At 42.0% G+C, this 25,748-nt stretch carries 19 protein-coding genes; 17 read left to right on the top strand and 2 right to left on the bottom strand.

Annotated features, from left to right (window positions below):
* Positions 1 to 359: 359 nt before the first annotated feature.
* The 8 genes from QZ158_RS04465 to QZ158_RS08210 all read left to right on the top strand — a co-directional run bounded on the left by QZ158_RS04465 (position 360) and on the right by QZ158_RS08210 (position 8,809).
* Entirely contained in the window at positions 360 to 1,001 is a 642-nt protein-coding gene (locus tag QZ158_RS04465) for a hypothetical protein (protein ID WP_293882658.1), read from the top strand.
* A gap of 10 nt (positions 1,002 to 1,011) precedes the next feature.
* Positions 1,012 to 1,749 carry a hypothetical protein gene (locus QZ158_RS04460; RefSeq protein ID WP_293882655.1) on the top strand — a complete coding sequence of 246 codons (738 nt, stop codon included), beginning with the start codon at positions 1,012 to 1,014 and terminating at the stop codon, positions 1,747 to 1,749.
* Between the two features lie 21 nt (positions 1,750 to 1,770).
* Positions 1,771 to 2,751, top strand: coding sequence for a hypothetical protein (locus tag QZ158_RS04455; RefSeq protein ID WP_293882652.1), 981 nt, complete (start codon positions 1,771 to 1,773; stop codon positions 2,749 to 2,751).
* 148 nt (positions 2,752 to 2,899) lie between these two features.
* Entirely contained in the window at positions 2,900 to 3,598 is a 699-nt protein-coding gene (dapD, locus tag QZ158_RS04450; protein WP_293882650.1) for a 2,3,4,5-tetrahydropyridine-2,6-dicarboxylate N-acetyltransferase, read from the top strand.
* Between the two features lie 63 nt (positions 3,599 to 3,661).
* A complete protein-coding gene (locus QZ158_RS04445; protein WP_293882648.1) occupies positions 3,662 to 4,795 on the top strand; it encodes an N-acetyldiaminopimelate deacetylase in 1,134 nt (377 codons plus the stop codon).
* 12 nt (positions 4,796 to 4,807) lie between these two features.
* On the top strand, positions 4,808 to 5,347 hold the full coding sequence (locus QZ158_RS04440) for a 5-formyltetrahydrofolate cyclo-ligase (protein ID WP_293882645.1): 540 nt from the start codon (positions 4,808 to 4,810) through the stop codon (positions 5,345 to 5,347).
* Complete coding sequence (locus tag QZ158_RS04435) at positions 5,331 to 6,017, top strand: rhomboid family intramembrane serine protease (protein WP_293882642.1); 687 nt, start codon at positions 5,331 to 5,333, stop codon at positions 6,015 to 6,017. The genes QZ158_RS04440 and QZ158_RS04435 overlap by 17 nt, the downstream gene beginning before the upstream one ends.
* Positions 6,018 to 6,247: 230 nt before the next feature.
* Positions 6,248 to 8,809 carry a C69 family dipeptidase gene (locus QZ158_RS08210; RefSeq protein ID WP_366928183.1) on the top strand — a complete coding sequence of 854 codons (2,562 nt, stop codon included), beginning with the start codon at positions 6,248 to 6,250 and terminating at the stop codon, positions 8,807 to 8,809.
* 86 nt (positions 8,810 to 8,895) lie between these two features.
* Here the strand turns inward: QZ158_RS08210 and galU are convergent, their stop codons facing one another.
* Together galU and QZ158_RS04415 are read right to left on the bottom strand one after the other, a co-directional pair.
* Entirely contained in the window at positions 8,896 to 9,807 is a 912-nt protein-coding gene (galU, locus tag QZ158_RS04420) for a UTP--glucose-1-phosphate uridylyltransferase GalU (RefSeq protein WP_293882639.1), read from the bottom strand.
* A 61-nt stretch (positions 9,808 to 9,868) separates the two neighbouring features.
* Positions 9,869 to 10,885 carry an NAD(P)H-dependent glycerol-3-phosphate dehydrogenase gene (locus tag QZ158_RS04415; protein WP_048691428.1) on the bottom strand — a complete coding sequence of 339 codons (1,017 nt, stop codon included), beginning with the start codon at positions 10,883 to 10,885 and terminating at the stop codon, positions 9,869 to 9,871.
* A gap of 202 nt (positions 10,886 to 11,087) precedes the next feature.
* Here QZ158_RS04415 and QZ158_RS04410 point away from each other — a divergent pair, with 202 nt between their 5' ends.
* From QZ158_RS04410 to QZ158_RS04370, 9 genes are all read left to right on the top strand, one after another.
* Complete coding sequence (locus QZ158_RS04410) at positions 11,088 to 11,777, top strand: gamma-glutamyl-gamma-aminobutyrate hydrolase family protein (RefSeq protein WP_048716619.1); 690 nt, start codon at positions 11,088 to 11,090, stop codon at positions 11,775 to 11,777.
* Between the two features lie 237 nt (positions 11,778 to 12,014).
* On the top strand, positions 12,015 to 12,461 hold the full coding sequence (locus tag QZ158_RS04405) for a dUTP diphosphatase (RefSeq protein ID WP_293882664.1): 447 nt from the start codon (positions 12,015 to 12,017) through the stop codon (positions 12,459 to 12,461).
* Positions 12,421 to 12,978 (top strand): histidine phosphatase family protein, encoded by a 558-nt coding sequence (locus QZ158_RS04400; protein ID WP_293882631.1) that lies wholly within the window; start codon positions 12,421 to 12,423, stop codon positions 12,976 to 12,978. Before QZ158_RS04405 ends, QZ158_RS04400 begins: the two co-directional genes overlap by 41 nt.
* A gap of 13 nt (positions 12,979 to 12,991) precedes the next feature.
* A complete protein-coding gene (gene radA, locus QZ158_RS04395) occupies positions 12,992 to 14,353 on the top strand; it encodes a DNA repair protein RadA (protein WP_293882660.1) in 1,362 nt (453 codons plus the stop codon).
* 82 nt (positions 14,354 to 14,435) lie between these two features.
* Entirely contained in the window at positions 14,436 to 15,131 is a 696-nt protein-coding gene (locus QZ158_RS04390) for a TIGR00266 family protein (protein ID WP_293882628.1), read from the top strand.
* Positions 15,132 to 15,276: 145 nt separating this feature from the next.
* The gene (locus QZ158_RS04385) at positions 15,277 to 15,771 is read left to right on the top strand and encodes a carbonic anhydrase (RefSeq protein WP_048789247.1); all 495 of its coding nucleotides are present in this window, start codon (positions 15,277 to 15,279) and stop codon (positions 15,769 to 15,771) included.
* 163 nt (positions 15,772 to 15,934) lie between these two features.
* Positions 15,935 to 17,941, top strand: a complete 2,007-nt coding sequence (locus QZ158_RS04380; RefSeq protein ID WP_293882623.1) for a DUF2079 domain-containing protein — start codon at positions 15,935 to 15,937, stop codon at positions 17,939 to 17,941.
* Between the two features lie 369 nt (positions 17,942 to 18,310).
* Positions 18,311 to 24,508 (top strand): G5 domain-containing protein, encoded by a 6,198-nt coding sequence (locus QZ158_RS04375; protein ID WP_293882619.1) that lies wholly within the window; start codon positions 18,311 to 18,313, stop codon positions 24,506 to 24,508.
* A gap of 81 nt (positions 24,509 to 24,589) precedes the next feature.
* The coding region (locus tag QZ158_RS04370; protein ID WP_293882616.1) for an Ig-like domain-containing protein at positions 24,590 to 25,748 on the top strand (1,159 nt) is incomplete at its 3' end.

The raw sequence follows: 25,748 nt of genomic DNA, 5'->3' as shown, positions 1-25,748 counted from the left end.
AGTTAACGTTTGTGAAACAATCAGATGGAGATTTCCTTCTTGCTAAAAAAGGTGACGACTAAGGTTAGGTCACTTTCCCACTTCACAATGGTAGGGAAAAGAAAGGAAGAAATTCAACTTTCCTAAAGCTAGAAAAAAGATCTGGAATAGACATTCCAGGTCTTTCTCTATTCTAGCGAGGACTGGCTATTTATGGTATAGTAGGATATGTTGCTAAAGGAAATAGGCGTGAACAGTTGGACGGAAAGGGATACAGATTCGATCACAGAATGGATAATGTAAAGGAAAAAATAAGAAAACATCTGAAAGCCCTCCTGGTTTTCATCCAAAAAAGAGGGATTGTTTTAGGAATCCTCGCAATGCTGGGAGTAGCCTATGAGCTTGCTGCTTCTGGAAGGCCACAAGAACAGCTGAATACAGACCAGCAAGTGACCTTTCATCAGGAAGAAGCTTATCTGCAGGACTTCCTGGCGAAATCAGATCACCCAGAAGTTGGGGTGAATTTGGAGGAGTTGCTGGAGTTTAAAATAGGAGATGCGACTGGTGTGCCAAGCACCAAGGGGACGACACCAGAGACTCTGGTTAAAAAATTAGGGGGAGCCAAGCAAGCTCGACTCGAGTCAAAAGCTAGAACGCGGCTCCTTCGTCTCAGCTATGGAACGACACAAGATGGACGAGATAGATACCAATTTGAATTTACCCATATGAAGGATGGCTACTATCTAACAGCTATTCAGGGCTATCAGCCAACTTCTAAGGATCATCTGGAAAGTAAACAGCTGAAAAAGGTAGCCTTTACCAATCTTGCTAGTGGGAAAGAGAAAACCGGCATGAAGCTTGAAGACATTTTACAAAAGATAGGCTTGCCACAATCATTGCTTTTGAATCATAAGGATAGAAAGAAAGTTTTGGTCCTAACCTACCGTGCACAAGAGGGTCTCGTCTTTCTCACTTTGCAAGCCCAAAATGATGCTCGCTATCATCTAGTCAAGGTCGAATAAGGAGGAGTAAATGGATACAGTCATCAAGAAGTTAACAATTCCTGGTCTCCTGCTGCTAGCGCTCCTCCTAGGGATGGGGTTAGAGGTCCTTAGTCATCCGCCGAAAAATTCTACAGCGATAAGTGAAATAAGGAACTTATCAACTTTTAAAGCGAAAGAATTTCAAGGGGAGCGACTCTTAAAAGAAACGAATGAAAAAAAGGATTCGCCATGGACCTTGGAACTGATCGAGTACTTTCCTCTATCGATAAAGAACCAAAACGGTAGTCTGAAGCAGACTGGAAGTCGCCTGGAGACCCTTCTGAAGGAGATGGGCCACCCCCAAGAGAAAGTCCTCTTTCAATCTACAGCAAGCAAGCAACCCAGTCTCTCTCTTCTCTATCGATGGGACGACAGAGGAAAGGGAGCCTCCATCCGTTTGCTTTTTAGCAAGGGGACTGATGGGAGCTATCTGTTAGAAGAGATTGACGCCAGTCTAGCCAATCTAGACCGGGAGGGGAAAAAAGCCTTTTCAGAAAAGGTTTATCAAGGTTTGGAGCTTGGAAAAAAGATAGATCTTAAGGCATTGTTAGCCAACTATCAGGGCCTACAATCCTTCGTCCGACGCCAGATTGGGCCTGATCAGGAAGGTTATCAACTATCCTATCAGGATGAGAAGGGAAAAACTTATTTATTGGAGCTGGAACATGTAGACGGTTCCTATTCCTTGTTGCGCAAGAGTCAACTAGATCCTAAGAAACAAAGTTAAGTAAAAAGAAGGGAAAATGGAATGGAAAAAGGTAGACAGATTCAAAGAGAATGGTCTAAGTTCCCAAGTAGGAATCGGGAAGTGTCTGAGGTCTTTTCGGATCGTGGGCCTGAAGGAGAAGCTTTTGAAAGTCCCAGTCTTCGGAGCTATCAAAAAGGGGTAAAGAGAAGTGTCCGTGAGGATGCTTTTCGAGGAGCGGGCTTGCCCCGTTTTGGTTCACTTTTTGCAGTTGCTGTGGGGATGGTTCTCGTCTTTAGTCTCTCCATTATAGCGCTTGGTTATGTAAGCAGTTCTCTCAATAAGACAGAGCAGGATAGCCCAGTAAGTAAGAAACAGGACCGTCATTCTTTCAGTTCGACATCCGCTAGCTCATCATCTGCCTCCTCTAGCCAACCATCAGAATCTTCTAGCTCAACAAAGGAAGAGAAGAGTGAGTCAGATAAGAAATCGAAGCAGCTGACATCCAAAAATTCTCCCTATGTGGATGAAAACAATGGCGTTCACTCTTTTAGTTTGGACGAGTTGCTGAACTTGATCCATCATAAGAAATTAGAGTTTGTAACGCCGGAGGAAACTGTTGAACACTTTGGGAAAGCTTGGAATGGTAATTATTCCTATTTTAGCCCAGAACAACAAGGCACACATTTAACCTATAAACAGCCAGATCAATTTGGTTTTGTTTATATTAGTTTTAAGAAGATTGATGATACCGAAAAGATAACTAGTTTAAGTGTAGGTAACAATAAAAGTAAGCTAGGTGAACCTACCAAAACCACAGACGAATTTCAAGCTCTGATGCCTCAGGATGGGCAAGAAGGGATGGAGATCCGAGAAGCAGCTTCTCAATTGGGAAATCCAGATTCCATGATTTTTATTATTCCCAATCCTGGAGAAGTGGATACCATCGCTCTAGTCTATTCAACTACAGATAGCAAACGAGTCTATTTGTATTTTGACGAAAATTCGGATCAATACCGATTGAAAAAAATAGTGGTCCAATAGGAACCAAAATGGCAGGAACCAACTGTAATCATTTGACTAGGTCGCGATTTAGTGTGTCCATTAAATTATGCTATAATAGTAAAATCAAAGAGTTCAAAAGGAGCCTATCTTCCTAGAGGACTGACTACATAGAACAAGAGGTATCGCCATGACTGCACAAAAAATGACTGCACAAGAGATTATCGCCTTTATCGGCAATGCAGAAAAGAAAACCAACGTTAAAGTGACCTTTGAAGGGGAATTGGCAGGAGAGCTTCCAGCATCCGTTGTAAAACTAGGAAATGTCCTATTTGGAGACTGGAAAGAGATTGAGCCCCTTCTTGCCAACTTAATAGAAAACAAAGATTATATCGTAGAGCAAGATGGTCGCAATTCAGCGGTGCCTTTGCTGGACAAGCGTTATTTGAATGCCCGGATTGAACCAGGTGCGATTATTCGAGATCAGGTGACCATTGAAGACAATGCGGTGATCATGATGGGGGCTGTCATCAATATCGGTGCTGAAATTGGTGCGGGGACCATGATCGATATGGGAGCTATTCTTGGTGGCCGTGCAACGGTTGGTAAAAACAGCCACATCGGAGCAGGAGCAGTCCTTGCTGGTGTGATTGAGCCAGCCTCTGCAGAACCTGTTCGTATCGGGGATAACGTCTTGGTGGGCGCCAATGCCGTCGTCATCGAAGGGGTTCAAGTTGGCAATGGCTCTGTCGTAGCGGCGGGTGCGATTGTTACCCAAGATGTACCTGAAAATGTAGTAGTAGCGGGTGTGCCTGCGCGCGTGATTAAGACGATTGACGAACAGACGCAACAAAAAACAGCACTTGAGGATGCCTTGCGTAACCTATAATAGAGAAATAAGAAAAGGAAGCTGGGGGATACCTCGGCTTCTTCTCAAAAGAGGAAGATGGATATGACACTTGATTTAGTAAAAATTCGACGAGACCTGCATCAAATCCCAGAAATTGGACTAGAAGAATTTAAAACACAAGCCTACCTCTTGGAGCGTATCGCAGAAATCACCGAAGGAAAAGAATTCGTCGAGCAACGGACCTGGCGGACAGGGATTCTAGTCTTTTTGAAGGGCTCCAATCCAGAAAAGACCATTGGCTGGCGGACGGATATTGATGGCCTGCCCATTATCGAGCAAACTGGTCTTGACTTTGCCTCTCGTCACGAAGGTCGGATGCATGCCTGTGGTCATGATGTCCATATGACCTTAGCCTTGGGCTTGCTGGAGCAACTGGTTCAAGAACAGCCTAAGAACAATCTCTTGTTCCTCTTTCAACCAGCCGAGGAAAATGAGGCTGGAGGCATGCTCATGTATGAGGCTGGGGCCTTTGGAGACTGGTTGCCTGGTCAATTCTACGGCCTCCATGTCCGTCCAGACCTAAAGGTAGGCGAGATCGCGACCAATCGGGGGACGCTCTTTGCAGGGACCTGTGAAGTGAAGCTGACCTTTAAAGGAAAAGGTGGACACGCTGCCTTTCCCCATGAAGCCAAGGATGCCCTGGTCGCTGCCAGCTATTTTGTCACCCAGGTCCAAACCATTGTTAGCCGGAATGTCGATCCTATCGAGGGAGCAGTTGTGACCTTCGGTTCCATGCATGCGGGGACGACCAATAATGTCATTGCGGAGACGGCCTTTCTACATGGGACCATTCGGACCCTGACCATGGAAATGAACCTCTTGACCCAGAAGCGACTCGAGACGATTGCCAGAGGGGTTGCAGATGCTTTTGATATGGAGCTAGATCTTGAACTTAAGCAAGGGGGCTATTTGCCGGTAGAAAACAATCCAGACTTGGCAGATGAACTGATGACCTTCTTTGATCAAGCAGAAGATATCACCTTGATTGATATCCTACCAGCCATGACTGGAGAGGATTTTGGTTATCTCTTGTCAAAAGTGGATGGAGTCATGTTCTGGTTGGGAGTGGACAGCCCTTATGCCCTTCATCACCCTCAAATGAGTCCTAAGGAAGAAGCCCTGCACTTTGGGATCAAAGCCATTAGTCCTTTCTTAAAAATGAAAGCCAACCAATAAAGAGAGATAGAAATGAAAGCAAGTATTCGAAAAAGTGTATTGAAGAAGATGAAAGGCTTGGAGCCAGAGAACAAGCGAAAGGCTGATCAAGCCTTGATCCAGCGGTTGCGCTCTTTGCCAGCTTATCAAGCAGCAAGCGTTATTGCGACCTATTTGTCCTTCCCACATGAGGTGGATACAAGTTTTTTGATTGATGCGGCTCAAGAAGATGGCAAACAGGTTGTCATTCCAAAGACCTATCCCAAAGGGCGCATGGAATTTGCAGTATATGATCCGCAGAACTTGAAACCAACAGCCTTTGGTCTCTTAGAACCAGAGAATGGAACTCAAGCGGTAGATCAGTCGAAGATTGACCTGATCCATGTTCCTGGAGTGGCCTTTCAAAAGGATGGCTATCGGCTAGGTTATGGAGGAGGCTATTACGATCGCTATTTGGCAGATTTCGACGGAGCGACCGTCAGCACCATCTATGCCTGCCAGGAAGTAGACTTTGCACCTGCTCCCCATGATATTCCAGTACAGGAGGTTCTTGTGGATGAATCAACTATTTGATAAGAAATACCCGGTGACCAGTAGCTTACTCTTATTAACAACCGGCGTTTTTCTATCCATGTTATTGCTTCGTGGTTTTGACTATGAATCAGTTCAAACTGTCTACGACTTTGGGGGTGTCTTAGGATATGAAATCCAGGTGGACCCAAGCCAGAGCTGGCGGTTGCTTGCTGCCATCTTTGTTCATGTTGGCTTGCAACACTTTGTTTTGAACATGGTTACCCTCTATTTTATCGGAAGAATCGCAGAAGATCTATTTGGCTCGAAGGCCTTTTTAGCCCTCTACCTCTTATCCGGCTTAATGGGCAATCTTTTTGTCTTGGTTTTTTCTCCTCTTGCTGTTGCAGCTGGGGCTTCTACCGCCTTGTCTGGTATCTTTGGTGCTATTGCCAGTTTGCGCTTTATCGCTCGAAGTCCCTATATTCGCTATCTGAGCCAACGTTATACTTCCTTGATTCTGATCAATATCCTCTTTAGTTTCATGCCGGGGATCAGTCTAGCCGGTCACTTAGGAGGCCTGGCGGGAGGAGGGATTCTAGCCTTTGTCTTTCCCGTCTATGGTGAGCGAGATAACCTGAAAAAAAGCTGGCTCTGGGGAGCCCTGGCCCTTTATACAGTTGGGGCTATCCTTCTTTATGTTTGGCCTTTTATCTTTTATCCCTTTATTTGATTTGTAGCACATTTGTAAATTATCTGAAAACTGAGTGAAGTCTCAGTTTATTTGTATATATTTCTTAAAAACGATAGAGAAAGCAAAAAATATCACAAATAAATGAATAAAAATGTGAAAAAGAAAGCGCTTGCAATATTGATTCAAAAGGAGTAGACTGGTGGTATATAAAACCTACTTGTGTCCAAAAACCGCTTGAGGACATAAAATAAGCAAAAAGGAGATTTGCGATGAAGAAATGGTTGTTTAAACTAGCTTTGGTAGCGATGACGTTCTTACTCCTACCAATTCAAGCCGTTCAGGCCTGCTGTGGATTTATCATTGGTCGCCAGTTGACCAAGGATGGAACGACCCTGTTTGGCCGGACTGAGGACTATCCTTATTATCCAAATGGTGGAAAACACAACAAAAACTATGTTGTTGTCGATGCCAAGACCTATAATGAGGGAGATCAAATCGAGGACGAATCCAATGGTTTCACCTACCCGCATGCTGCCAGTGAAATGAAATACACAGCTACTTATGACTCCGCTCGTGGAGATGGTAGCAATGGTGCTTTCGGGGAACATGGCTTCAACGAAGCTGGTGTTTCAATGACTGCCACTGTTACAGCAATTCCAAATAAAAAGGTATTAGAAAAAGATCCACTGAAAGAGAATGGACTTCCAGAAGCAGCAATGCTAGATGTCATCTTGCCACGTGTGAAGACTGCCCGTGAAGGGGTTGAATTACTGGCTAAAGTCATCGAAGAAAAAGGTTCAGCTGAAGGGAATGTGGTCGTCTTTGCAGACCAAAATGAAACTTGGTATATGGAAATTCTTTCTGGTCACCAATATGTAGCGGTGAAGGTGCCAGAAGATAAATACGCAGTCTTTGCAAATACCTACTACCTAGGTCATGTTGATTTGAATGACACTGAAAATGTCATCGCCTCTAAAGATGTAGAAAAAGTAGCCAAGGAATCTGGCAACTACAAGACTGATAAAGATGGTAACTTCCATATCGCTAAATCGTATGGACCAGAAAAATATGCTGAAGGGGACCGCTCACGGACCTATGCAGGTATTACCTTGCTAGATCCAGATTCTAAAGTTACTTATGAGGATGATGAGTATGAGCTCTTCCGTTCACCAACCGATCCAAACAAAAAATACACCTTGGAAGATGCTTTTGCCTTGCAACGGAACCGTTTTGAACACTTGAATGGCCGCTTTGTACCAGATGATCAAATCGGTGTTAAGAAACAAGGTGACGATGGTAGCAACGATACTGTTCGTAAAGACCAATACAAGTATGCTTTAGGAAATGAAAATGTGATTGATGCCCATGTCTACCAAATCAATCCAAATCTTCCAAAATCATTTGGTGGAACTGTATGGCTCGGAATGGGACCTTCACGGAATACCCCTTATGTTCCATTCTATGGAAATGTAAAAGATACTTACGAAGCCTTTAAACCTCAAACAGCTACTTATGATCCAAATTCATGGTATTGGACAGTTTGGCACATCGACCAAATGGCCATCAATAACCAGGATCTCTTTGGAAAATCTATCCAAAATCACTGGAAAGCACTAGAAGAACAGCTCATTATCGAACAAAAAGTGAGCGATGCAAAATACGCTGCCTTGAAAGCTGATGAAGCAGCTGCAAAAGGGGCAGAGGATCAAGTAACTGCTGAATCAATTGCGCGTTCTGAACGTCTTTTCAAACAATTTAAACAATACGAAGCTGAGCTTTCAGCAACCTTGAAAGAAGCGGGTAGAACAGATGATCCGTATCGGGCATCTCTTCCAGATGATTACAAGGAACCAACGGACGCAACTACAACAACCGCTCCAAGTACTGAGCCAAGCACTGACGCAACTACAACAACTGCTCCAAGTACCGAGCCAAGCACAGATGCAACTACAACAACCGCTCCAAGTACTGAGCCAAGCACTGACGCAACTACAACAACCGCTCCAAGTATCGAGCCAAGCACTGACGCAACTACAACAACCGCTTCAAATACCAAGCCAAGCACAGATGCAACTACAACAACTGCTCCAAGTACTGAGCCAAGCAAGGATGAGACTCAACCAACTGAGCCAAGTACCGAGCCAAGCAAGGATGAAACCACAACTACAACGACTGAACCAAGCAAGGATGCAACTCAACCAACTGAGCCAAGTACCGAGCCAAGCAAGAACGAAACCAAGCCAACTCAACCAAGTACTGAGCCAAACAAGGATGTAAACACATCAACTACGATTGTCCCTGCTCCAACTACAAACAATCGTCCAGTTCTTCCTACGAATTCCTACATTTTAGTAGATCCTGTTACTGGAATCACCCTACAAAACCCAGACTTTGCCCAAGGTGGCTTTAATTTGGCAGCTTCTGTATTGAAGGATGTCCAAGCCCTCAAAGGTAAAGACTATCAGATTTACGACATTCAGTTGTCAAATCAAAATGGCCCTGTTCATCAATTCAGCCCAACTGTGGTGACGATGCCAGTGGATCCTAAGAAAGAAGTAGAATCTGTTGTAGGCATTGGAGAAGATGGCAAGGTTGAGACCTACCAGTTCAGCTTGAATGAAGACAAGAGCAAGGTAACCTTCACAACCAATCACTTTTCATCTTATGGAGTTGTCTACAAAACAGCAGCTAAGGTAGAAGAAAAAACAGAAAGCAAGAAATTGCCATCTACTGGACAAACCATCTCAATGGTTGGTATCATCGGCGGTGTCTTGATTAGTGCCCTTGGATTTGCCTTCTATGTAGAAAAACGCAAACAGAACAAAGCTTAAAATAAAACTTTTTAAGAAACAAAAAGAGGCCGGACATTTAGTCTGGTCTCTTTGCTTTATAGTCGAAAAGTCAGGGTGAGGATTTTTTACTCCTCGGTACCTTTTCCTGTTTCTTCTAATTTTTTTCCAAGATCAATGATGTATTGTTTGAGATCATCTTTAACCTGTGGGTGTTTCAAGGCATAATCAATAGATGTTTTCATGAAACCAAACTTGTCCCCCACATCGTAGCGTCTGCCTTTATACTCACGGGCAAATACTCGTTGGGTCTTGTTTAAGGTATCAATAGCATCTGTTAATTGGATTTCATTTCCAGCGCCTGGTTTTTGTTTTTCCAAAATTTGGAAGATCTCTGGAGTTAGCAAGTAACGACCGATAATGGCAAGGTCACTCGGTGCCTCTTCAGGTGCCGGTTTTTCGACAAAGGTTTCGACGCTATACAATCCGTTGATGCCTTCCCCTTGAGGAGCAATGACTCCGTAGGCAGAAACCTCTTCATGGGGAACTTTCATGACGGCAATGGTTGAAGCATGTGTCTCGTCATAGTCATTCATCAATTGCTTGGTGAGAGTAGTAGCTGTATCATCTGTGATATCCATGAGGTCATCACCCAGCATTACAACGAAAGGCTCATTCCCAATGAAGGCCTTGGCCTGAAGGACAGCATCTCCAAGGCCACGCGGATGTTTTTGACGAATGAAGTGGAGGCGCATCCCGGTAGTTTCATCGACCAGTTTCAACAGATCATTTTTTCCTTTTTCCTTGAGGTTATACTCAAGTTCGAAGTTTGAGTCGAAGTGGTCTTCGATCGAACGTTTTGACTTACCAGTGACAACGAGAATATCTTCGATGCCAGCCTTAAGGGCTTCTTCGACGATGAATTGGATCGTTGGCTTATCCACGATTGGCAACATTTCTTTGGCCAAGGCTTTGGTTGCGGGTAGGAAACGCGTTCCAAGTCCGGCCGCAGGAATGACTGCTTTCCTAACTTTTGTCATAATAATTCCTTCCTAACTAAAGACTGATTGGTTGTTGATCTGATTGGCAAGGAAAAATTCCTTAGTTCCACTCATTTTCTTCTTTAAATTCGTTGTTCATCATGAAGTTAATGGCTTCACGAATGTCTTGCCCTTCATAAATCACTTGGTAGATGGCTTGTGTAATCGGCATGTAGACGTCAAGCTCTTGGGCCAGTTCGTAGGCAGCCTTAGTGGTTGAAATCCCTTCGATGATCATGCCCATGTTGGCTTCGATATCTTCTAGTTTTTCACCGCGACCGAGAGCATCCCCTGCTCGCCAGTTCCGAGAGTGGATCGAAGTTCCTGTCACGATCAGGTCCCCAACTCCGGATAATCCACTATAGGTCAATGGGCTAGCCCCAAGTTTCACTCCTAGACGGGTAATTTCAGCTAGGCCGCGCGTGATGATGGCAGCCTTGGCATTGTCTCCGAATCCGAGTCCGTGGAGGGCTCCAGCTCCGACTGCAATAATATTTTTAAGGGCACCAGCCGTTTCTACCCCAATCACATCTGTATTAGTATAGAGTCGGAAGTAGTGATTGCTGAAGAGCTCTTGAACGTAACGAGCTGTTTCTAAATCCTTAGAAGCTGCTGTGATCAGAGTGATATCGCGAACAATTGTTTCTTCAGCGTGACTTGGACCAGACACGACCACAATCTCGCTACGTAGAGAAGCAGGGATTTCCTCTTCTAAGATTTGAGAAATCCGTTTGTGACTGTTTGGTTCTAATCCTTTGGATGCGTGCATGACCTTAACAGGATGGTCCAAGAGTTCAGCTACTTGCTTGGCAACGAGTCGGGTCACCTTGGTTGGGACGACAAAGAGGACAGCATCTGCTCCAGAAAGGGCTTCATCCAAGTTGTGGTAAGCCTTAATCCCTGGATCTAGCAGGACATCCTTAAAGTAGCGTTTGTTGGTATGTTCTTGATTGATTTCGTCGATTTGTTCTGAGACGTTTCCCCAGATCCGCACTTCATGGCCATTATCGTGGAGGACTTGAGAAAGGGCAGTTCCCCAAGAACCAGGACCGATGACCGCAACGGTTTGTTTATCCATAGTATTCTCCTTCGTGAAGATTTCATTTCTATTTTACCATACTAAAAGGAAAAAAACTCACTTGACATAGGAAGATTTTAAGGGAAAACAATTATGATTTCGGTGATAAAAAAATTTTATCAGGCCCTTAAAAAATACATATTAGACGCTCTAAGGGTGGGATGATAAAATAGGGACTAGAAATATCAAAGGAGGGAAGGCCATGTGTAGAACGATTGTTGGAGTCTCTGCTAATTTATGTGCAGTGGATCCAGATGGAAAAAATATCCATTCGTCTGTATCTTGTAAGTTTGCGGAAACCATTAAGCAAGTAGGTGGCCTTCCTATGGTCATCCCAGTGGGAGACCCATCTTTTGCCAAAGATTATATCGAAACAGTGGACAAGCTCATCCTCAGTGGGGGGCAAAATGTCCATCCTAGCTTTTATGGAGAGGAGATTGCTATCGAGAGTGATGACTACAATCTCGAGCGCGATCAGTTTGAGTTGGCCTTACTAAAAGAAGCGGTCCGTCAAAACAAGCCGGTCCTAGCTATCTGCCGAGGAGTTCAGTTGGTCAATGTTGCCTTCGGTGGGACTCTCCATCAAGAAGTGGAAGGGCACTGGCAAGGACTTCCTTTTGGCACTTCTCATTCGATTGAGACCAAAAAAGGCAGTGTGGTGGAGCGTCTCTTTGGACAAGCTAGCCAGATCAATTCTGTTCATCGCCAAAGCATCAAGGATTTGGCGCCTAACTTTCGAGTGACAGCCATTGACCCACGCGATCAGACCATTGAAGCCATCGAAGCAGTAGATGGTCATCGTATCATTGGCTTGCAGTGGCATCCAGAGTTTCTTGTTAAAGAAGAAAAAGGCAATCTCGAACTCTTCCGCTATCTGTTACAAGAATTGTAAAGTCTTTAGGATTTTTTAAGGAGAAAGAGGTAAACTAGTCTCATCAACAAAGACCTCCTAACTTTGTTTGATACAGTTTACTTTTTTCATATAATCTCCTGCAAAAGTCTCCTCGGTTGAGGGGGCTTTTGTGTGTTTGTCAGAAAAAATACGAATAGTAGTATAGGGGAGACGCTAGGGAAAAGTGATGGTATAATAGAAGAGATAGAAACTATTTAGAATGAAAGAGGAATTATGATGACAAAAATTCGTGGATTTGAACTTGTATCAAGCTATATCAATCAGGACTTGCTGCCAAAACGGGAGACAGTACACGCAGCTGGCTACGACTTAAAGGTGGCTGATCGCACGGTCATTGCACCAGGAGAAATCGTCCTCGTCCCAACTGGAGTCAAGGCCTATATGCAACCGACTGAAGTACTTTATCTTTATGATCGTTCTTCAAACCCTCGTAAGAAGGGCTTAGTCTTGATTAACTCAGTCGGTGTCATTGATGGAGACTACTACGGCAATCCAGGAAATGAAGGCCATATCTTTGCTCAGATGAAAAATATCACGGACCAAGAAGTCGTCCTTGAAGTTGGAGAACGTGTAGTTCAGGCTGTCTTTGCTCCTTTCTTAATTGCAGATGGAGATGAGGCGGATGGCGTGCGGACTGGTGGATTTGGGTCAACAGGGCACTAAGATGAAGATTATCTTTGTCCGTCATGGGGAGCCAGATTATCGTGTGTTAGAGGAGCGTGCTTATTCCGGATTTGGAATGGATCTAGCTCCCTTATCTGAGAAGGGAAGGAAACAGGCTCAGGACCTTTGCCAAAACCCCTTGTTGCAATCAGCTGATCTGCTAGTAGCTTCAGCAGTAACGCGAGCTTTAGAAACGGCTTTTTATGTATCCTGTGCTACTGGCCTTCCTTTGAGGGTAGAGCCATTATTGCATGAATGGCAGGTTTATGAAACAGGTATAGAGAACTTTGAAACAGCTAGATGTCTGTTTTTAGAAAACAAGGGGGAGTTGCTCCCAAATTCTCCTGTTCAATATGAGACAGCTGTAGAGATGAAGACTCGTTTTCTAGAATGCATGGCTAAGTATCGGGAACATCAAACTGTGGTAGTTGTAGCCCATCGCATGCTCATGGGCCAGTTTGTGCCAAATGAGAAGATTGATTTTTGCCAAGTGATTGAGTGTGAGATAGAGATTTAGAAAGAGGTTTATCATCGCAAAGAAAAAAACGACATTTATTTGTCAAAATTGTGCCTATAATTCACCCAAATACCTAGGGCGCTGTCCTAACTGTGGTTCTTGGTCTTCCTTTGTGGAGGAAGTCGAAGTTGCAGAAGTTAAGAATGCCCGGGTGTCCTTGACAGGTGAAAAGACCAAACCCATGAAACTGGCGGATGTGACCTCTATCAATATCCATCGTACTAAGACCGAGATGGAGGAATTCAACCGTGTACTTGGTGGAGGAGTGGTCCCAGGGAGTCTCGTTCTCATCGGGGGAGATCCAGGGATTGGGAAATCGACCCTTCTCCTTCAAGTGTCGACCCAGCTGTCTCAAGTGGGGACTGTTCTCTATGTTAGTGGAGAGGAATCAGCCCAGCAAATCAAACTCCGTGCAGAGCGATTGGGAGATATCGATAGCGAGTTTTACCTCTATGCCGAGACCAATATGCAAAGCGTGCGAGCAGAGGTGGAACGCATCCAGCCTAACTTCCTCATCATTGACTCCATTCAGACTATTATGTCTCCTGAAATTTCAGGGGTGCAGGGATCAGTCTCTCAGGTACGTGAGGTAACGGCTGAGCTCATGCAGCTGGCCAAGACCAATAACATCGCCATCTTTATCGTTGGCCATGTGACCAAAGAAGGAACCTTGGCAGGTCCTCGGATGCTTGAGCATATGGTGGATACGGTGCTCTACTTTGAGGGCGAGCGCCACCACACCTTCCGGATCCTGAGAGCGGTCAAGAACCGCTTTGGCTCCACCAATGAGATTGGGATTTTCGAGATGCAATCAGGTGGACTGGTTGAGGTCCTCAATCCCAGTCAGGTCTTCCTGGAAGAACGCCTGGATGGGGCGACTGGCTCTGCCATTGTCGTCACCATGGAAGGAAGCAGACCAATCTTGGCGGAAGTTCAAGCCTTGGTGACACCGACTGTATTTGGAAATGCCAAGCGGACGACAACGGGTCTGGACTTTAACCGGGTCAGTCTCATTATGGCTGTGTTAGAGAAACGTTGCGGACTTCTTCTCCAAAATCAAGATGCCTATCTCAAGTCAGCTGGTGGTGTCAAACTGGACGAACCAGCCATTGACCTAGCTGTAGCGGTGGCCATTGCTTCCAGCTACAAGGAACTTCCAACCAATCCGCAAGAGGCCTTTATCGGTGAGATTGGCTTGACCGGTGAGATTCGCCGAGTGACTCGGATCGAGCAACGGATCAACGAAGCGGCGAAACTTGGTTTCACTAAGATTTATGCACCTAAAAATTCTCTCCAAGGGATCGCGATCCCAGACGGCATTCAAGTGATAGCAGTCTCCACGGTAGGGGAAGTTTTGAAAAAAGTCTTTTTTTAACCAGTTCTTGGAATCGTTTGCAAAAAGGTTTTTCCTGTGCTATACTTTTTCTATACTTACTAAATATAGGGGGTTACTTATTTTGCAATTTTTTACAGATAACAATGTTCAGTTCCCTTTGGTCGAGCTATCTCTCAATCAGGGTGAAACGGTCTATATTCAACAGGGGAGTATGGTCTACCATACACCTAATGTAACCCTCAACACCAAATTGAATGCAAGTGGCTCTGGTGTGGGACGCTTTGTGAAAGCTGTTGGACGGTCAATGGTTTCGGGTGAAAGTACCTTTATTACTCAGGTATTTGCCCAGTCTAATAATGCATACCTAGCATTGGCACCCGACTCACCAGGTCAGGTGGTGCCTCTCTACTTGGGCGAAAAGCAGTATCGATTGAACGATGGTGCCTTCCTTGCACTTGATGGTTCAGCGTACTATACAATGGAAACCCAATCGATCGGTAAGGCTCTTTTTGGTGGTCAGGGAGGATTCTTCGTCATGACGACCCAAGGGCAAGGGACCCTCTTGGTGAATGCCTACGGCTCTATTAAAAAAATTGAGTTAAACAATCAAGAAATCACCATCGATAATGCCCATGTCGTTGCTTGGAGCCAGTCTTTGGATTATAATATTCATTTGGAAAATGGTTTCTGGCAGTCCATCGGAACAGGTGAGGGTGTTGTCAATACCTTTAGAGGGACTGGTGAGGTCTATGTTCAAAGTCTCAACCTTCAGACCTTTGCTGGCTTGCTGAATCGCTATTTACCAAGACGATCATAAGATAAGAAAGGAGCGTAGAAGTCGGTTTGCTTTTACTCTCCTTTTTCATGTAGGCTGACAACTGACAATCTGGGAAAAAGATGGTAAGATAGAGTGTAAATAATTTGGCATTCAAACTATTTATCGACCAGAAAGGAAGTTCCTAATGTCCTATTTTGAGAATTTTTTAAAAGCCAATCAAGCCTATGTTGAATTGCACGGAGACCTTCATCTCCCCATCAAACCGAAAACGCAAGTGGCCATTGTGACCTGTATGGACTCTCGCCTTCACGTCGCACCAGCACTAGGGCTTGCTTTGGGGGATGCCCATATTTTGCGGAATGCAGGTGGACGCGTGACAGAGGATATGATTCGTTCCTTGGTCATTTCGCAGCAACAGATGGGCACTCGAGAAATCGTGGTCTTGCACCACACAGACTGTGGAGCGCAAACCTTTGAGAATGAAGGCTTCCGTCAGCATCTGAAGAAGGAACTGGGAGTTGATGTTGGAGACCAAGACTTCCTACCCTTCCAAGATATTTACGAGAGCGTCCGGGAGGATGTTGCTCTCTTAAAGGCCTCACCGCTGATTCCAGACGATGTCATTATCTCAGGAGCTGTCTATGATGTCGATACAGGATTGATCACTGAGGTGACCTAAGAAATTTTATCTGTTTATGGGAACTTATTTCGTGAGAAATAAGTTTTTTTATTAACCAATTCAAAAGAGAAATCTGCAGTCAAAAATTATCTCCTTTATTTATCTTTAAATAGGCAAGCTCTTCAGTTTATGGTAAAATATTTTATAATTACGGGAGGTTTAAATGAAAAAAATTAAGAATCTAGCCAACATGAACTATTTATGGTTGCTGTTAGGATCCTACTTTATTGTCGTTTTGTTTAATTTGCTTAGATTTTCGACTGAAGCGCTCTTTCTAAAATTAGGAGAAGTAGGAATTGTTGGGACAATTATCGGGGTTGTCATCAGTTACCCATTTCTATGGTTTATTGGTGAGTATAAGAAACTCATTGATATCGGTGTTCTCAATACTTTTTTGACAGCTTTAATTCTATTTGTAGCAATTCTTAAAAGTCCAACCTTATTCTTATCTCTGGGATTGATTATGATTTCAGTTGCTTTATTCTTATTTTTCTATCTAGACAAAATAAGGTATGCAATTGTTTTCTTAGTATTAGTAGTGCTATCCTTTCCCAAGCTGCTCCTTCAAGCAAGTGGAAATTTTCAGGATGAAGCCCTAAAAATTCATTCTTTTAATATCGCTGAATCAAAGTTTACTTCTTTAATTTGGCCAATTTTGACTTCAATTATTATTGCATTATTAGTCGGACTGATTATCAGTAGATTGGCTGTAGACAAAATCAGTAAAGTATGGGTTCGACGATTAACCTTGATGACTTTAATTGTTGGTGTTTGCTATGTCCTTTACTTATCTGTTGTAGTGTATTATAAAGTCAAGGCAAATTCAGGTTCGACATTTGATATTGGGATTTTCTCTCAAATGTTTGAGAGGATGAAGACAGACTTCACACAGATAACAACGCTTGAGAGAGATAAGGCTTTATCGCACTTTGCTGTCCATATTTCTCCGATCTTTTATGCGATTCTTCCATTCTACATGTTGCTTCCTTATGTAGAAACATTAGAAATTTTACAAATTCTTATTGTGTTTTCTGCTGTAATTCCCCTCGGGCTGGTACTGAAGAAATTACAATTGCCAAAACTGTTAAATCCTTTAGTCATTGCATTATTTTTTGCTACTCCAGCAATGACCACTAGTGGCAGTTACCACATTCATGAGAACTGCTTTTTACCCCCTTTAATTCTATGGCTTTTTTACGCTATCATCTCTCAATGGCGTTTACGAACGATCTTGTTTGCTCTCCTCATCCTTTTTGTAAAAGAGGATTCCTTTATCTACGTACTATCGCTAGGACTCTATTTTGTCTTTCAGAATCGTTTTTCTATATCTCCGAGATTCAAAAAGTGGTTATATGCTAGTACATTTGTCTTGCCGGTAATTTACTTTGGATTTGCTATGTTTCTATTGACAAAATATGGTGAAGGTGCAATGGTTTCTCGATATAGTCATTTGTTAATGTCTGGGGAGAATGGATTGTTAATGGTGATGAAAAACACTATCTTAAATCCGCTTTATGTTCTGGGTAGTCTGTTTACGGCTAAGAAACTAGGCTATATCTTTTTAGTTCTGTTTCCTCTAGGCTTTTTGCCACTTGTCCAGCGACGCCTATCAACTTATTTCCTTATGCTTCCTCTGCTAGCGATTAATTTACTAACAGATTGGCTTTATCAATATGATATTAATTTCCAATATAGCTATGGATCAGTTACTCTTTTATTCATTATGGGGCTATTGGCGTTGGATCAATTGAGTAATTATAAAGTAGTAGGGGAAAAGGCCCTTGTTGCTCTCGTTGCTTCGTCTTTAGTGATTTCAGGAGGGATCCTCTATAGCTACACTCATAAATGGAACTTTGAAATTAAATATTACCACAACCGAAAGGATTATTTTGAAGGGATACAATCAGTATTAAAAGATTTGCCAATTGAGTCTTCAGTAGTAACGACGGGGAGTTATACTCCAAGTCTTCGGCAACATGAAAAACTATATGATATCTACTATCATAATGATAAAAAAGTTGACTCAAATATTGATTATGTTGTTGTACCGAGAGTGACAAGGCAAGAAGGAAAAGGCTATTTTGAAGCGGATATCTTGAAAGCATATGAAGCTTCTGGCTATAAAGAAAGCTTTTTCTCTACAGAAGATGTTCTTGTGTTAGAGAAGTAATCTGAAGAATCTTTTCTTAATTTTAGAGCAAAATGTAAGTGTCTTGAATGTTTTTAAATCTCAAATGACATTTGAATAAAGCTGTCGGTTATACACGGCAGCTTTTTATTATTTAATAAGAGATTGATAGAAGCTATATAGTGAACGTTCTTCAGTTTTATAGAGGATTAAAGGAAAATAGAAAAGGAATTATTTTAGGTAAAAATTTATATAATAAAATAGTTGACTTTCTATCAAACAATAAGTATCATTAAAGTAAAATTCATTTCTATCCACCTTATAAATAATTGAATCTTTGTTAAAAGGTTGGTTTAGTTGAAAAGTATAGATTAAGAAAAGTGGGAAGAATTAAATGAAAGAGGAGGAATTATGAATATAAAAAAAACAACCAAGTACTCTTTGTTAGCAATTGGGGTGTTAACAACATTTCAATTAGGACAGGTAAAAGCTAGTGCGGATTCTTTTGACAATTCAAATGAAAGTCTTATTAAGAATCAGGATGAAAACCAACCAGCATTGAATACAACGGTTTCTATTCCAGAAGCTGAAACAAGAGTAGTTACAGAGCCAAATTCAGAAGAAAAGCTGGCAGTTGATCAGGAAGATAAGAAATATCCAGCTCCGGCTTTAACGGAAAAGGAAACGAAAAGCTCTGAGGAGGATGCTAAGAACCCTTCGACAGAGACATCTTCTTCTGATAAAGATAGTAAAGCCGAAACAACTCTTAATAGTGTAGAAAAGAAGGAAGCTCCAATTCCTGCTTCGGTTACACCTTCCGATACAAGTACAAATGAAGCTGAAACGGCAGCAACTCCAACTCCTAAAGTCCGTCGTAGAAGAGCTGCAGCTAGCAATACAAAAGTATACGATGATGCGGATTACGGTAAATATGTAAAAGCAACAGATTTTGGTCTTGATACAACAGGAAAAGTTGAAGCAAGTGAAGCAATCAAAAAGGCGCTCTCTGCGGCCAACGAGGTTGAGGGTGGCGCTTCTGTTATGCTATCAGGGACAGTTTTGCTGAAGAATACCTTGGTTATTGATGAAAACTATGCTAATGTAAAAGGTTTGATTGGTAGTGGTCCAAGTCGTAACAATACAAAAATCGTGTTTAACAAAAAGCAAGATGGCGAGCACGATCCGGAAACAAACTTGACAGATAACCGTTACGAGTCTGCAATCCTCATTCAAAATCAGAATAACTTTACTGTAGGTCGCTTAACGGTTGAGCATGCCTATGATTCATCAGACTACACTAAAGATAATGAGTTTTACCGTAAAGGGAAATCATACTTTGGACGTTCAAACGGTATCTATGTAAACGATTCTTCAAATGTTACGATTAATGATGTTCGTGCCATGAAATTCAACAGAGCTGGTGTCTTCTTTGGTTCAAGCAAGGCAACAGCGCAAGAGTATGATAGCAATGGAAGACCAATCCGTTATAGTAGTATCTCCGAAAAAGTTTCAAACGAAGTCAAGTCTATCGGAGATCCAGATGTTCCAATCATGGACGGCAACAAGGTAACCAACTCTTTCCTTCACAATAACCGTGTTGCTGGTGTTATGTTCGGTTACCAACGTAATTTTGTTGTTGACAATAATATCTTATCTTACAACGGGCATGTGTTGGATGGTGGTACTGGATATGGCGCAGCCTCAATGGCAGGGTCTTATAATGATGGTATTACCTATACTGGGAACTATACCAACTACAACTACCGTAAAGGATTGGATATCCATGATGGGAATAAGATCCTCATCGAAAACAACGTTTCACTCGGAGACCGTTTGAATGGTATCGAGGTTTATAACCGTGCTAACCCTATGACAGATGTCATTATTCGTAACAACAAGGTAACACAAGATCCAAACTCTAAGTTGGAAAACGATGATGATGATCCAGCTCGTTACCGTGGTTACACAGCTATCTCTATCCTGACAAATGAGAAAAACCATAAATGGACTAAACCTCTTGATAAAGGTCGTTATGTCATTTCAAATAACACTATCGAAGGTTTGACAAAACCATTTGAAGATGGACAACTAGGAACATTTGGTATCCTCTTTAGAAATAACGAAAGTTCAAACGATTATAGCCTGAATATCGAAGGAAACACCATCACTGGTGATTCGACAGACTATATCATCTCTGTTAACAATAATACAGCCCAAGCATCTAGAGGTGTTGAAGGTGGCGGTTCAGGTGACATTACTATTTCAAGAAACAAGATTGAAGTAGATGACATCAAGCAGTTACCGATTTACATCAATGATGATACAACTTATGTAGCAAGTGTTATTGACCGTACAACTGGTAAACGTGTCAACAAGGTTACAAAAGTACCATTTACTAAAACTAGAGGAAGCATTAACATTGATAACAATGAGTTGACCGTCTCTAAGATTAAATCTAGATGGAAAAATGCGGTTGCGATTGAAAGTACAAACGCTGCTTCGATTTATGTCAATAGCAATACCTTCAAGTATAAAGACAATGAACCATGGCAACGTTATGATGTTACTCGTAAAACAGACGGAGCAGTTATCAAAGACTTGATGCAAGCCTTCTTTGGTATCAACCGTCTTAACGACACTGTCAAAGTAACAGCAACAGACAACAAGTTCATCGCAGACACACCAAACAAAAATGGTTTCTTTAGACTATATAATGGTGAGTGGGTGAACTTAAATGCCAAGAGTAATAATGTCTTCCTTGGACGTAACACTCTTGATGGCAAGCCATTAGCTCCGGTAGATATCGTTGGTGACAAAACGGTTGAAACACTTCGGACAACGACAACAACAGAGTACATCATCGAAACTCGTGAAACAGATGAACTTCCTATTGGATTTAAAGAAACTGTACAAAAAGGTGTACCTGGTAAGAAAGTTAATGTTTATAAGATTACCAAAGTTGGTGATACAATTGTAGGTCGTCAGATTGAATCTGAGGAAGTAATTCAAGAGCCTACGAGAGAAATCGTCTTGATTGGTACAGCGACAGAAACATTTGAAACTGTTACTGAGAAAGAAACTGTTGAATACGAAACAGAAATTAGAACGGATCCAACAAAACCAAAGACTTATCAATTTGAAAATCAAGCTGGTAAGAATGGTTCAGTTGAAAAGACTTACCAAATCAGAAAACTGAATGGTAAGGAAGCTGGTAAGACATTGATGTCTGAAACAGTAATTGACAAACCAGTCAAACACATTATCACAGTTGGTAGTGCAGTAGAAAAAGCAGAATACACTACTGAAATCAAAGATGTAGACTTTGAAACAGTCATCGAATACGACTATACGAAACCAAAAGGTTACGAAGAAGTCCGTCAAGACGGTGAGAAAGGTCGAATTGAAAAGCAATACAAACTGACTTACCTCAATGATGAACTTGTTGACCGTGCCTTGGTCAATGAAAATGTCCTTAAAGAGAAGAAAGACAAGATTATTGTTAAAGGTCTCGGTGTAGTTGTCTCAGTCAGATCTGTAGTTGTTGTCGAAGAAAAAAAATTCAACAAGGTTATTGAAAAAGATGAAACTCAACCAGAAGGCTACAGTAAGATTACTCAGGTCGGCTCACCAGGTACAATAACAACAACTTATGAAGTCACCTATGAGGATGATGTTGAAGTTGCTCGTCAAGAAATCTCGAAAGTGGAAGAACCAAAAGCAGTTGATGAAATCACTGTAATCGGTACTTCTAAGATGACAGAACGTACATTGGATGAGCAAGTTGATGTTCCATTCAAGACGATTTATGTCTCAGACAATACACTTCCAGCAGGAGAAAGTGTTGTCGATGAAGAAGGAACTCCAGGACAGATTATCCGCACCTTCTTGGTCAGCTATCGAAATGGTAAAGAAATCGGTCGTACCATCGTTTCTGAACACAAAATTACAGATGCAGTCAACCGTGTCGTTCGTGTCGGGAATGCGACACCTATCGTGGAAACAACTGAGCTTGTAGATGAGACAGAGTCAATCGATTACAATACTCTCAAAGAGTTTTCAGATCAGCTTCCTGCAGGGGCAACTAAGGTTATCCAGGCAGGTAAGAAAGGCCAGAAAACAAATCGCTACTCTGTAACGAAAGTGAATGGAGAAGAGACATCTCGTACATTTGTAGAATCTAACATTACTACAGATCCAGTAGATGAAATCATCCAAGTCGGAACTCGTGTCAAAGAAATTAGAGAAGCAAGCGAGACAAGCCCAATTCCATTTATAGTCAAGGTTCGCAAAGACACTACGAAACCAATCGGCTATCGAGTGACTGAAGTAGAAGGCCAAGATGGTGAGAAATCAGACCTCTATAAAGTAACCTTCATCAATGGTACCGAAACCAAACGGGAACATTTGAAGACAACGGTCGTTAGAGAAGCTGTTGACAAGGTGATTGTCGAAGGTGCAGGAGTAGAACGTGCTCTCTTTGAAATTCAAGAAGACAAGATCACAAGTACAACTGAGTACCGCAACGATGACACACTTCCAGAAGGTGAAACGAAGATTACCCAAGTTGGTGAGGAAGGACTCCTTCGTAAGACAATCGAGAAACGTTACTTCAATGATGAGTTGCGTTCTACGAAATTAGTAGAAAGCAAATTGATCAAAGAAGCAACTCCAACGATCATCTTAGTGGGTACAAAACATGTACCAACCATCAAGGTAGAACAAGACACTCAGACTGAGAAGATTGCCTATAAGACTCAAAACATCGAAGATCCAGACCTACCAAAAGGTGAAACGAAGGTGGTTCAAGTAGGTCGAACTGGTATCATTGAAAAAATTTACCAACTGACTTACAAAGACGGAGTCTTAATCAAGACAGACTTGATCAGTAGCAAGGAAGTTCAAAAAGTTCAGGATGAGATTATCCATATCGGTACTCAAGTCACTGAAACTAAGGAAATCAACATAACTAGTCCAATCCCTTACAATGTCATTATTCGTAAGGATAAGACCAAGCCAGTTGGTTACAGCCTTGTTGAAGTAGAGGGTCAAGAAGGAACACAAACAGACTACTATCAAGTAACTTATGTCAATGGTAAGGAAACGAAACGTGAACATCTCAGAACGGATATTACAGTTCAGCCTGTTAATAAAGTCTTAGTTGAAGGTTCTGGAATCGAGCGTATAATGTTTGAAATTCAGGAAGAGCGAATCACAAGTCCAACGGAATTCCGTAATGACGACACTCTTCCAGAAGGTGAAACAAAGATTATCCAAGAAGGTCAGGATGGATTGATCCGTAAGACGATCGAGAAACAATACTTCAATGACGAGGAACGTTCTTCAAAACTGATCGAAAGTAAAACTGTCAGAGAAGCAGTTCCGACCATCATTTTAGTAGGGACAAAACATGTTCCAAATGTTAAAGTGAAGCAGGAAACGCGAACTGAGGAGACTAACTTTAGAACAGTTACCGTTATTGATGAAAACATGCCAAAAGGTGAACGTAAGCTTGTTCAAGAAGGTCGAGCTGGCTTGGTAGAAAAAATTTATCAGCTAACTTATAAAGATGGTGTATTAGTCAAGACGGACTTGATTAGCGTCAAAGAGTTGCGTCCAGCACTCGAACAGATTATCCATATCGGTTCTCAGGTTACTGAAACCAAGGAAATCAGCACAACAAGCGCAATCCCATACAACACCATCGTTCGGGAGGACAAGTCTAAGCCTGTAACCTATCGTTTGGTCGAAGTAGAAGGCCAAGAAGGAAGTCAAACAGACTACTACCAAGTAACCTATGTCAATGGAAAAGAAACTCAACGTGAGTATCTAAGAACGGTTATCACGACTCAACCTATCAACCAAGTCGTTGTAGTGGGTGCTGGAGTTGAGCGTACAGTCTTGGTGACTGAGGATGAGGTCATTACTCATCAGACAGAATATCGCAATGACGAAAGCTTGGCAGAAGGTGAAACTAGAGTCTTCCAAGAAGGCCAAGACGGACTGATCCATAAGACTTTTGAAAAATACTACTTCAATGATGAAGAGCGTTCTTCTACATTGGTTGATACCAAGATTATCAGAAAAGCAGTTACTCGAGTAATCTTAGTTGGAACAAAACAACTTTCTACTATTACAACAGAGGAGCTAGTTGAGGTAGAAGTTGTCGCCTTTGAAAAGAGGATTGTCGAGAATCCTAATAAAGCAGAAGGGACAGTTGCCCTCTTGCAAGAAGGGAAAACAGGTAAACGTCAATACAAATACCGCTTGACTATTCAAGAAGGTCGTGTCATCAAGAAGGAATTAATCCAAGTGACACTGATCGAAGAACCTGTTCATGAAATTACTGAACTTGGTACAAAAGTAGTGAAGAAGAGCGAGAAAAACGACCAACCTGGTAATAAAGTTGAGGAGCTCAATCATGTTTCAACAAAACCAAAAGTTGAAACCAAAGTTGATTCTATAATAAGTAGCCAAAAAGATAGTGGGGAAATTCGAGAAAATCGATTGCCGAATACAGGTACAAAAGAGAGCTGGATCCTATCTATCCTAGGCTTCATCTTATCAATTATCACTTTTCGTTTCTTCAATAGACAAAAAAATGAACGATAAGTAAGAAAAAGATAAAAAATACTTTGCAAAGTAAAACAATTATGTTACAATGATAAAAAATTAATAAATAAGGAGTTTATTATGCAAACTACAAAAACAAGCATTAAGCGAGTTTTAGCATTTTGTAGTGTCCTAGTTTTAGCTTTGACAGTCGTAACAACGATTTTTGCTGACGAAGTTACAAACTATACCAACAACACGACTATTACCCTCGATGGCAAACCTATTACTGCTGATACTAAAGTAGGTAGAGGTCAAGCCATGGAAGCTACAAACAGCATTACTTTCCCAGATTCTCAAGCAATCAATGCAGGTGATACACTTGTTCTTGACTTGCCAAAAGAATTGAACTGGCCTACTAAGTCAGAATTCCCAATCAAAAACGGATCTGACATCGTTGGTAATGCAGTTGCTGACCCAGCTACTGGTAAAACAACAGTAACGTTCACTGACTATTTCTCTAAAAATCCTAACAATAAAAGAATGTCATTGAAGTATAACGTCGTTGTAAATGCTGCTACTGTTACTGAGCCTGGCCAAAAGACATTCAAGTATGGTGAGCAAACATACAACTTGACTTACGAGCCAGATTCTACTGCGATTGGTCAATACGAGTACAAGTATGGATATCAAGACCCACAAAATCCAAAACGTATCAAGTGGAAAGTTATCTTGAATGCTGGTCAAGATAAATTGAACAAGATGGTTATCACAGATGAGCTTGCAGACGGACAAGTATTGGTAGAAGGAAGCCTTCGTGCTGTACGTTACGCAACTCAACCTAAAGCTATCGAAAGCGAAACTCAACTTTCAAAACTTAGCCCATCTGATAACTTCACTAGTAAAGCTGTGTATACAAGGAATGATGCAGGTCAAATCACTGGTTTCACTATCAACTTTGGTGACAACTGGAACTGGCCAATGTTCTTGGAGTACACAACTGAGTTGACTGAAGCTAAGAAAAAAGGCGATGTAGTTAATAATGTCATCAAGTGGAAAGCTGAAAACTTCCCGAGTGAACGTAGCTACCCTGCTAAGGTAGCCATCTACAATGCGTCTGGTGAAGGTGAAGGGGAAACTACAACAACCACTACAACAACCACTACAACAACCACTACAACAACAGAGGAACCTACAACTACAACAACCACTACAACAACAGAGGAACCTACAACTACAACAACTACTACAACAACAGAGGAACCTACAACTACAACAACTACTACAACAACAGAGGAAC

This window comes from Streptococcus sp. A12, from assembly GCF_905372335.1.
GTDB lineage: Bacteria > Bacillota > Bacilli > Lactobacillales > Streptococcaceae > Streptococcus.
The sequence above is the reverse complement of the archived record's forward strand: the minus strand, read 5'-3'. Positions and strand labels throughout refer to the sequence as shown.